This window comes from Intestinibacter sp., assembly GCF_051866655.1.
Classification (GTDB): Bacteria; Bacillota; Clostridia; order Peptostreptococcales; family Peptostreptococcaceae; genus Intestinibacter.
The window spans coordinates 1-10201 of the sequence record NZ_JBJDXL010000518.1; the positions used below are offsets into that span (position 1 = coordinate 1).

Annotated in this window: 9 protein-coding genes; 7 read left to right on the forward strand and 2 right to left on the reverse strand. The window is 35.5% G+C overall.

From position 1 onward, the window contains the following. The 7 genes from ACI3VO_RS15470 to secG all read left to right on the forward strand — a co-directional run. Positions 1 to 691 (forward strand): phosphoglycerate kinase (locus tag ACI3VO_RS15470; protein ID WP_439758776.1); only part of this gene is annotated, 691 nt, incomplete at its 5' end. Between the two features lie 66 nt (positions 692 to 757). Continuing rightward, positions 758 to 1504, forward strand: a complete 747-nt coding sequence (gene tpiA / locus ACI3VO_RS15475; RefSeq protein WP_320624405.1) for a triose-phosphate isomerase — start codon at positions 758 to 760, stop codon at positions 1502 to 1504. Positions 1505 to 1520: 16 nt separating this feature from the next. Beyond that, positions 1521 to 3047 (forward strand): 2,3-bisphosphoglycerate-independent phosphoglycerate mutase, encoded by a 1527-nt coding sequence (gene gpmI / locus ACI3VO_RS15480; protein WP_439758777.1) that lies wholly within the window; start codon positions 1521 to 1523, stop codon positions 3045 to 3047. Positions 3048 to 3216: 169 nt separating this feature from the next. Next, a complete protein-coding gene (gene eno, locus ACI3VO_RS15485; protein WP_439758778.1) occupies positions 3217 to 4509 on the forward strand; it encodes a phosphopyruvate hydratase in 1293 nt (430 codons plus the stop codon). A 135-nt stretch (positions 4510 to 4644) separates the two neighbouring features. After that, positions 4645 to 5997 carry an MATE family efflux transporter gene (locus ACI3VO_RS15490; protein ID WP_439758779.1) on the forward strand — a complete coding sequence of 451 codons (1353 nt, stop codon included), beginning with the start codon at positions 4645 to 4647 and terminating at the stop codon, positions 5995 to 5997. A 24-nt stretch (positions 5998 to 6021) separates the two neighbouring features. Then, entirely contained in the window at positions 6022 to 7143 is a 1122-nt protein-coding gene (locus ACI3VO_RS15495; RefSeq protein ID WP_439758780.1) for a glycerate kinase family protein, read from the forward strand. A gap of 124 nt (positions 7144 to 7267) precedes the next feature. Next, the gene (gene secG / locus ACI3VO_RS15500) at positions 7268 to 7507 is read left to right on the forward strand and encodes a preprotein translocase subunit SecG (protein WP_290686426.1); all 240 of its coding nucleotides are present in this window, start codon (positions 7268 to 7270) and stop codon (positions 7505 to 7507) included. Between the two features lie 103 nt (positions 7508 to 7610). Here the strand turns inward: secG and ACI3VO_RS15505 are convergent, their stop codons facing one another. Beyond that, the gene (locus tag ACI3VO_RS15505) at positions 7611 to 8549 is read right to left on the reverse strand and encodes an AEC family transporter (protein WP_439758781.1); all 939 of its coding nucleotides are present in this window, start codon (positions 8547 to 8549) and stop codon (positions 7611 to 7613) included. Between the two features lie 174 nt (positions 8550 to 8723). Then, the coding region (gene ilvD, locus ACI3VO_RS15510; RefSeq protein WP_439758782.1) for a dihydroxy-acid dehydratase at positions 8724 to 10201 on the reverse strand (1478 nt) is incomplete at its 5' end.

The following is a 10201-nucleotide window of genomic DNA, read 5'->3' on the forward strand; positions in this document are numbered from 1 at the left end:
AGTTTGCGGATACTTAATCCAAAAAGAATTAAAATTCTTAGGTGAAGCAGTTGCTAACCCAGTTAGACCTTTCACTGCTATATTAGGTGGAGCTAAAGTTTCTGACAAAATAAACGTTATAAACCAATTATTAGACAAAGTTGATAACCTAATAATAGGAGGAGGTATGGCATATACTTTCTTAAAATCTCAAGGATATGAAATAGGAAACTCTTTATTAGAAGAAGATAAAATAGATTACGCTAAAGAAATGATAGCAAAAGCTGAAGCTAAAGGTGTTAAATTATACTTACCAGTAGACTTCAAAACTGCTAACGAATTCTCACCAAATGCAGAAGTTGTAATAACTGAAGATCAAAACATAGCTGACGGATACGAAGGTTTAGATATAGGACCAAAAACTGTAGAAAAATTTGTAGACGTTGTTAAAGGTTCAAAAACAATAGTATGGAATGGACCAATGGGTGTATTCGAATTTGAAGCATTTGCAGGTGGTACTTTAGCAATAGCAAAAGCTATGGCATCATTAGAAGACGCAACTACTGTAATAGGTGGTGGAGATAGTGCTGCTGCTGTTAACCAATTAGGATTTGGAGATAAGATGACTCACGTTTCAACTGGTGGTGGAGCATCATTAGAATTCTTAGAAGGAAAAGAATTACCAGGAATAGCAGCTTTAGATAACAAATAAGAGTAAATAATAACATAGAAGTTGATAAATAATATATATTGATATATTCAAAGGGAGGATATTCAAATGAGAAAACCAATAATCGCTGGAAACTGGAAAATGAACAAAAATATAAAAGAAGCTTTAGAATTCGTTAAAGAAGTAGGAGCTAGAGCTGATAGAGATGATGTAGAAGCAGTAATATGCGCACCATTTTTACAATTAAAAGACTTAAAAGAAGCAACTAAAGGAACTAAAATAAAAGTTGGTGCTCAAAACATGCACTTCGAAACTTCAGGTGCTTTCACTGGTGAAGTTTCTGCTGAAATGCTACAAGAAATCGGAATGGATTACGTTGTAATAGGACATTCTGAAAGAAGAGAATACTTCGGTGAAACTGATGAAACAGTAAACAAAAAAGTTTTAAAAGCTTTAGCTACAGGAATAAACCCAATATTATGCTGTGGTGAAACTTTAGAACAAAGAGAAGCTGGAGTAACTAAAGATCACGTTAAAACTCAAATATTAGCAGGATTAAAAGACGTAGCTAAAGAAGATTTAGCAAAAGTTGTTATAGCTTACGAACCAATCTGGGCTATAGGAACAGGAAAAACTGCTACAGCAGAACAAGCTAACGATGTTATATCTTACATAAGAGAAGTTGTAGCTTCAGTTTATGGAGATTTAGCTCAAGAAGTTAGAATACAATACGGTGGAAGTGTTAAACCAGCTAACGTAGCAGAAATAATGGGACAAAGTGACATAGATGGAGCTTTAGTTGGTGGAGCATCACTTAAAGCTGATGATTATGTTGCTCTTGTAAATTTTAAATAGGAGTGAAGTAAGACATATGAAAAAACCAGTAGCATTAATAATTATGGATGGTTTTGGAGAAAGTAATAATACAGTAGGAAATGCAGTTAAAGAAGCTAAAACTCCTAATTTAGACAGAATCCAAGCAACTTATCCTAATACATTAATAAAAGCAAGTGGTCTTGATGTAGGTCTTCCAGATGGTCAAATGGGTAACTCAGAAGTTGGTCATACAAACATCGGTGCAGGTAGAATAGTATATCAAGATTTAACTAGAATAACAAAAGCTATACAAGATGGAGATTTCTTCACAAACGAAATCTTATGCAAGGCTATGGACAATGCAAAAGAACATGCCGTTCATATAATGGGATTATTATCTGACGGTGGAGTTCATTCACATATAGATCACCTAAAGGCTTTAATCAAAATGGCTAAAGAAAAAGGTGTAGAAAAAGTATACGTACATGCATTTACAGATGGTAGAGATACTGACCCTCAAAGTGGTTTAGGTTACGCTCAAGAAATAGAACAATACATGTCTGAAGTAGGCGTAGGAAAATTTGCTACTGTAAATGGTAGATACTATGCAATGGATAGAGATAAGAGATGGGAAAGAGTAGAAGTAGCATACAAAGCTATGGTATATGGCGAAGGTGAAACTGCTAATTCAGCATCAGAAGCTATCAAAGCATCTTATGAAAAAGGTGCAACAGACGAATTCATCGTTCCAACTGTAATAGTTGAAAATGGTGAACCAGTAGGTAAAATATCTGACAAGGATTCAGTGATATTCTTCAACTTTAGACCAGACAGAGCTAGAGAAATATCTAGATCTATAGTTGATGCAGAATTTACAGGATTCGAAAGAGCAGATATAAGCACTTACTTTGTTTGCTTAACTGAATACGATGTGACTTTACCAAACGTTCAAATAGCATTTGGACCACAATCATTAAGCAACACATTAGGTGAATATTTATCAAAATTAGGTAAAACTCAATTAAGAGCTGCTGAAACTGAAAAATATGCACACGTAACTTTCTTCTTCAATGGAGGAGTTGAAGAACCAAATGCAGGTGAAGACAGAGAATTAATACCTTCACCAAAGGTTGCAACATATGACTTAAAACCAGAAATGTCTGCACCAGAATTATTAGAAAAGGTTCTAGAAAAAATAAACGAAGACAAATACGACTTCATAGTTGTAAACTTCGCTAACCCTGACATGGTTGGACATACAGGTGTAATGGAAGCTGCTGTAAAGGCTGTTGAAACTGTAGACAACTGTGTAGGTAAATTAATCGACAAAATAGTTGAAATCGGTGGAAGTGCTATAATAACTGCTGACCACGGAAATGCCGAATTAATGGTAGATCCAGAAACAGACAAGGTCATAACTGCACATTCAGTAAACCCAGTTCCATTTATAGTTGCTGGAAAAGATTTCGTAGGTAAAGAGTTATTAACTGATGGTAGATTATCAGATATAGCTCCAACTTTATTAGACATGATGAACTTAGAGAAACCAGAAGAAATGACTGGACATTCTCTAATAAAATAATAAATATAATTTGTAAAAATGACAAAAAGACAACAATGAAGACTAATCGAGCGAATATACAATAATAAAACATATAAAATTTACAAACTTACCCATCAACCCGTTTGTGAAATATTATAATTTTACAAATAAGCGACTCGATTAGTAGACAGCATGGAAGGAGAAAAAAATGTCAGTAATAGAATCAGTATACGCAAGAGAAGTATTAGACTCAAGAGGAAATCCTACTGTAGAGGTAGAAGTAGTTTTAGAAAGTGGAGCAGAAGGTAGAGCAATAGTTCCATCTGGAGCATCAACAGGAGCTTTTGAAGCAGTTGAGTTAAGAGATGGAGACAAAGCTAGATACTTAGGTAAAGGTACTCTAAACGCTGTTAAAAATGTAAACGACATAATAGCACCAGAGCTAGAAGGCTTAGAATCAACAGATCAACCAGGGATAGATGCATTATTATTAGAATTAGACGGTACACCAAACAAAGGTAAGCTAGGAGCAAATGCTATACTTGGAGTTTCTATGGCTGTAGCTAGAGCATCTGCAGAGGAATTAGGATTACCATTATTCCAATATATAGGTGGAGTTAATGCAAAACAATTACCAGTACCTATGATGAACATATTAAACGGTGGAGAACACGCTGATAATAACGTAGATGTTCAAGAATTTATGATATTACCAGTTGGAGCTTGTTGCTTCAGAGAAGGCTTAAGAATGGGAGCAGAAGTGTTCCATGCATTAAAGAAGGTTCTTGCTGAAAAAGGTTTAGCTTGCGGTGTTGGTGATGAAGGTGGATTCGCTCCAAACCTAGGTTCAAACAGAGAAGCATTAGAATTAATAGTTGAAGCGATATCTAAGGCTGGATACGAACCAGGCAAAGACGTTATGTTAGGGCTTGACGTAGCAGCTTCAGAAATGTACAACGAAGAAACTAAAAAATACGTTTTAGCTGGAGAAGGCAAAGAATTAACAGCTGAACAAATGGTTGAACTATATGAGGACTGGACAACTAACTTCCCAATAATCACTATAGAAGACGGACTAGATGAAGAAGATTGGGATGGATGGAAAATACTTACTGATAGATTAGGCAAAAAAGTTCAATTAGTTGGTGACGACTTATTCGTTACAAATACTGAGAGACTTGAAAGAGGTATAGAAGCAGGTGTTGCAAACTCTATCCTAATAAAGGTTAACCAAATCGGAACTATAACTGAAACTCTAGATGCTATAGAAATGGCTAAGAGAGCAGGATATACTGCAGTTATATCTCACAGATCTGGTGAAACTGAAGATACTACTATTGCTGATTTAGCAGTAGCTGTAAATGCTGGACAAATTAAAACTGGTGCTCCATCTAGAACAGATAGAGTTGCTAAGTACAATCAATTACTTAGAATAGAAGAGTTAATTGGTGAACCAGCTAGATACTGTGGAATGAAATCTTTTTACAATTTAAGTAAATAATTTATAAATAAAAAGGCTGCTTAGGATGAGTGATCATTTTAGGCAGTCTTTTTATGATGTGTAGAAATTGTATTATAGTAGGTTTTTGGTGTATCATTATATTATATGGAAAATTTTAAGTAGGAGAGTGATTTGGTGGAAGTACAGCAAAGAGATATAAAATATATGTTTTCGAATTCTGACTTGAAGAGGCTGATATTGCCACTTGTGGTGGAGCAATTGCTTTTGATTACAGTTGGATTAGTTGACTCGATTATGATAGCGAGTGTAGGTGAGGCTGCTGTTTCGGCGGTTTCGTTAGTGGATAATATTGTGGTGCTCATAACCCAGATTTTCGTGGCGTTGGGGACTGGTGGAGCTGTCGTGGCAGGTCAGTACTTGGGTCAGAGAAATGAGAAGAAGTCGTGTGAGGCAGCGGATCAGTTGATACTGTTTATAACAGTTAGCTCGATTGTAGTGATGGCTGTTTGCTATATGCTTAAGTATTTTATTCTCCATAAGGTATTTGGGCATCTTGAACCAGATGTTATGAGTAATGCAAATACTTATTTACTGATAGTTTTCTCGTCAATTCCATTTATAGGTATTTATAATGGAGCGGCGGCTTTGTTTAGGGCTATGGGAAATTCGAAGATAACTATGAAAATATCTATACTAATGAATACAGTGAATTTTGTTGGAAATGCTCTTTTGATATATGGATTGAAGATAGGCATAGCTGGGGCTGCGATTCCGACGACTTTATCTAGAGTTTTAGCGGCTGTAATAGCAGTTTATCTCATAAGAAACAGCGAGTTGCAAATTCATTTATCAGAAAAAATATGCACTCGTTTTAATAAGAATATGATCAAGAAAATATTGTACATAGGTATTCCGAACAGCCTTGAAAATGGAATGTTCCAATTTGGGAAGCTTATAGTTTTAAATTTAGTGGCGAGCTTTGGGACTGCTTCAATTGCTGCAAACGCTGTTGGCAATGCAATAGGTGTGTTTCAGGTGGCGCCTGGGATGGCTATAGTGCAGGCGAATTTGGCGGTTATATCGCAGTGTGTAGGCGCAAATGACGAATATCAAACTAGATATTACACTAAGAAAATGACCTTGATCGCATATGCAAGTATAATAGTTACAAGTGTAATTATACTTTTAGCTATGGGAAAAATACTAGAGCTGTATAATTTATCAGATGAGACAGCTGCAATGGCTAGACAAATTTTAGTATTTACCTGTATTTGGGGTATAGTAAGCTGGCCGTTTTCATTTTTGATACCTAGCACACTTAGAGCTTCTAATGATGTTAAATTCTGTATGTATGTCAGCGTATTTTCGATGTGGATATTTAGAGTTGGATTTAGCTATGTTATAGGTAGATATATGGGATTTGGATTGTTCGGTGTTTGGGTTGCTATGGTTATAGACTGGGTAGTCAGAGGAATTTTATTTGAATGGAGATATTTGAGTGGAAGATGGAAGCTGTATTGGCATTAGATTGGTTTTAAGGGGGAAAGTTGTATGAAGGTTGTAGTAGCAATAGATTCACTTAAAGGAAGCTTGAGCTCTGTGGATGCAGGAAATGCTATAAAGGAGGGAGTTCTCAAGGCTTGTCCAGATGCAGAGGTGGTTGTCAAGCCCCTTGCAGATGGAGGAGAGGGGACTATAGAGGCTTTAGTCAAAGGTATGAAGGGAACTGAATATAAAATAGAAGTCCACGGTCCGCTCGATAAAAAGGTTACTGCATCATATGGAATAATAGAAGACGGCGAAAAAACTGCGATAATAGAAATGGCTCAGGCAGCTGGGATTACATTAGTTTCGGAACAAGATAGAAACCCTTTATACACAACTACATATGGAGTTGGAGAAATAATAAAGGATGCTATCCACAGGGGCTGCAGAAAATTTATCGTAGGAATTGGTGGAAGTGCTACAAATGATGCTGGGATAGGTATGATGCAGGCTTTGGGTTATAAATTTTACGATGCTGATGGGAATTTGCTGGGACTTGGAGGTCAAGTTTTAGATAAAATCCACAGAATTGATGATATAGAAGCATTAAAAGAGCTCTCAGAATGTAGCTTCAAGGTAGCATGTGATGTGGATAACCCATTATATGGTAAAAATGGAGCGAGCTATATTTACGGTCCACAAAAAGGAGCTACAGAAGAAATAGTGAAAATTTTAGACGATGGGCTTATAAATTTAAGCAAAGTTGTAAATAATACATATGAAAACACTCCAGGAGCAGGGGCTGCTGGTGGACTAGGATATGGATTTATGACTTTTTTAGGTGGAAAATTAGAATCAGGCATAGATATAATTTTAAAGGAAATCAATTTAGAACAGGATATAAAGGATGCCGATGTAGTCGTTACAGGAGAAGGTAGACTAGATGCTCAGACTGTAATGGGTAAGGCTCCTATAGGTGTCGCTAAGCTAGCTAAGAGATACTCTAAAAAAGTTATAGGTCTAGGAGGTTCTCTGACAAGTGACGCTTATAAGGCGAACCAACATGGTATAGATGCAGTATTTTCTATAGTAAATGAGCCGATGACATTGGAAAAAGCTATGGAGCCTGAAGTTGCCAAGTTTAACTTGAAGATGACGGCTATGCAGATTTTTAATTTGATGAGGTAATCGGTATGATTTAAGGTCTATACTGTTAATTTTTTCGAAAGAAGTGGCTGATTTCTTGTAATAAAAGCCGGATTATGATAAACTAAAGGTTGAATAAATTCAAGTAAATAATAGGAGGGCACTTATGCTTAATAACATTTTAATGGGTGTACAAGTAGTACTATCAGTACTTTTACTATTAGTTATAATGCCTCAAGAAGGAAAAGGAAACTTCTCTTCTGATTTCAGTGGAGCAGGAGAAGATGTTGAAACACAAGCTTATTTTAAACCAAAAGGAAAACAAGCATTCCTTTTAAAATCAACTAAAATATTCTCAGTATTATTTTTCCTTAATGCATTAGCATTAGTAGTAATAAACAAATAGCAAATTAGATGACTGGCCATCATTTAATAAAAATTTAAAGATTGAATTTAGTTTTTAAAATAAAAAAAGTCTTCTAGGACAAAATCCTGGAAGACTTTTTGCTTTAGATAAGAGCCATACTCTTTAGTATATAAATCCAAATGAACATGGTGATTATACAGAAGAAAGATGTAAATACTATAAGCTGTGCGGCTAAATCGCTATCTCCATCCATTTGCTTAGCCATTTGGAAGGTAGAAACACCTGTAGGAGCTCCGTATATAATTGTCAAAGTAAGTAATGCAATTCCTCTGAATCCTAAAAATACGCTAAGTGGAATCATAATTGCGGGAACTATGATTAATTTGACTATGACTATAATGATGGTTTCATTTAGATATTTTTTAATATCAGAGAATGAGAATGATGCTCCTAATAATATTAACCCTAAAGGAGTTGCCATTTTTGAAACATCTTTAACTGTTGATAGCACAGAAGTTGGAAGCTGAATTCCTATAAGAAGGAAAATTATCCCTATTACCGCTCCTATTATAAGTGGATTAGTTATTACTCCCTTGGCTATTTTTTTAATATTTATTTGAGAATCTCTGAATATTTCAAGTGATATAACTGCTAATACATTGAATAAAGGAACTATTGTCGCGATAAGCATAGCAGTAGTACCGACGTTTCCTTCGCCGTAGATTGAAGTCGCAACTGGTATACCAAATATTACGAAATTACTACGGAACACGCCTTGAATTAAGACTCCACGTTTTGGATTTTCTTTTTCTAAACGAGGAACGATTAGTAATAGTAAAAGGAATAAAATAATTACTCCTGATGCAGCATATAAAATTAACTTGATGTCAAATGCTTCTCCTAAATCAGTTGTATAAACGTTGTAGAATAGTAGTACTGGTAAAAATACCTTGAAAACAACCTTGTTCATAATGTCCAAGGTGTGTTGGTCGTACATTTTTATGTATTTTAGAAAATATCCTAGAACCATCATGAAAAATAATGGTGCTACGACATTAAATGATAAAATTAAATTTTCCATAAAGTCCTCCTGTTGTATGTTATTTTAAATTAAATATACGTTTTAATAAAACTATTTCACCTAATATTATAATATATAATTTTGATTTGTAGTATATTAAATTTGTATACTAAGAATACATAATTAATAAGGCTAAGTCAAAGACCTAGCCTTAATTGTATGTAAAAATTAAATTTATTTATTTACCTTTAATACTGCACCTTTATCTCCTGATGTAACCATAGAAGCATATCTTGCTAAGTAACCAGTAGTAACTCTTGGTTCTCTTGGAGTCCAAGCAGCTTTTCTTCTAGCTAATTCTTCATCAGAAACTACGAAGTCTAGAGTTTTTTCTTTGATGTTTATCTTGATTATATCTCCTTCTTCAACTAGAGCTATAGGTCCACCTACTGCTGCTTCTGGAGAAACGTGTCCGATTGATGCTCCTCTAGATGCTCCAGAGAAACGACCGTCAGTTATAAGTGCTACACTTGATCCAAGTCCCATACCAGCTATTGCAGAAGTTGGGTTTAGCATTTCTCTCATACCAGGTCCACCCTTAGGTCCTTCGTATCTGATAACTACAACGTCACCAGCAACTATTTTGCCACCTTTTATAGCAGCTATTGCATCTTCTTCGCAATCGAATACTCTAGCAGGTCCTTCGTGAACTAGCATTTCAGGAACTACTGCAGATTGTTTAACTATACCAGAATCTGGAGCTAAGTTTCCTTTAAGAACTGCTATACCACCAGTTTCTGAATATGGATTGTCTATTGGTCTTATTGTTTCAGGGTCTCTATTTACACAATTAGCTATATTTTCACCAACAGTTTTTCCTGTAACAGTTATTATGTCTAGGTTAAGTAAATTTTTCTTAGTTAATTCGTTCATAACTGCATAAACTCCACCAGCTTCATTTAAATCTTCCATATAAGTGTATCCAGCTGGAGCTAGATGGCAAAGGTTAGGAGTTTTTGAACTTATTTCATTAGCTATGTCTACGTTTAATTCAACGCCAGCTTCATTTGCTATAGCTGGTAAATGTAGCATTGAGTTAGTTGAGCATCCTAGAGCCATGTCTACTGTTAACGCATTTTGGAATGCTTTTTCAGTCATTATATCTCTTGGTTTTATATCTTTTTCAACTAATTCCATTATCTTCATACCTGCATGCTTAGCAAGTTTTATTCTTTCAGAGTAAACAGCTGGAATAGTTCCGTTTCCTTGAAGACCCATTCCTAGAGCTTCAGTTAAGCAGTTCATACTGTTTGCAGTGTACATTCCTGAGCATGAACCACAAGTTGGACATACTTTGTTTTCGAATTCTAAAACATCAGCTTCGTCCATAGTTCCTGCAGCATAAGAACCTACTGCTTCGAACATACTAGATAAGCTTCTTTTTTCACCTTTAACACGACCTGCAAGCATTGGTCCACCACTTACGAATATTGTTGGAACGTTAACTCTAGCAGCTGCCATTAAAAGTCCTGGAACATTCTTGTCGCAGTTAGGAACCATAACTAATCCATCGAATTGGTGAGCTATAGCCATACATTCAGTAGAGTCAGCTATTAAGTCTCTAGTAACTAATGAGTATTTCATACCTATATGTCCCATAGCTATACCATCGCAAACTGCTATAGCTGGAAATACTACAGGAGTTCCTCCTG

Coding starts and splice junctions, on each gene's coding strand:
- gpmI (WP_439758777.1), top strand. CDS start 1,521: ATGAAAAAACCAGTAGCATTAATAATTATGGATGGTTTTGGAGAAAGT.
- ACI3VO_RS15505 (WP_439758781.1), bottom strand. CDS start 8,549: ATGGAAAATTTAATTTTATCATTTAATGTCGTAGCACCATTATTTTTC.
- ACI3VO_RS15495 (WP_439758780.1), top strand. CDS start 6,022: ATGAAGGTTGTAGTAGCAATAGATTCACTTAAAGGAAGCTTGAGCTCT.
- secG (WP_290686426.1), top strand. CDS start 7,268: ATGCTTAATAACATTTTAATGGGTGTACAAGTAGTACTATCAGTACTT.
- eno (WP_439758778.1), top strand. CDS start 3,217: ATGTCAGTAATAGAATCAGTATACGCAAGAGAAGTATTAGACTCAAGA.
- tpiA (WP_320624405.1), top strand. CDS start 758: ATGAGAAAACCAATAATCGCTGGAAACTGGAAAATGAACAAAAATATA.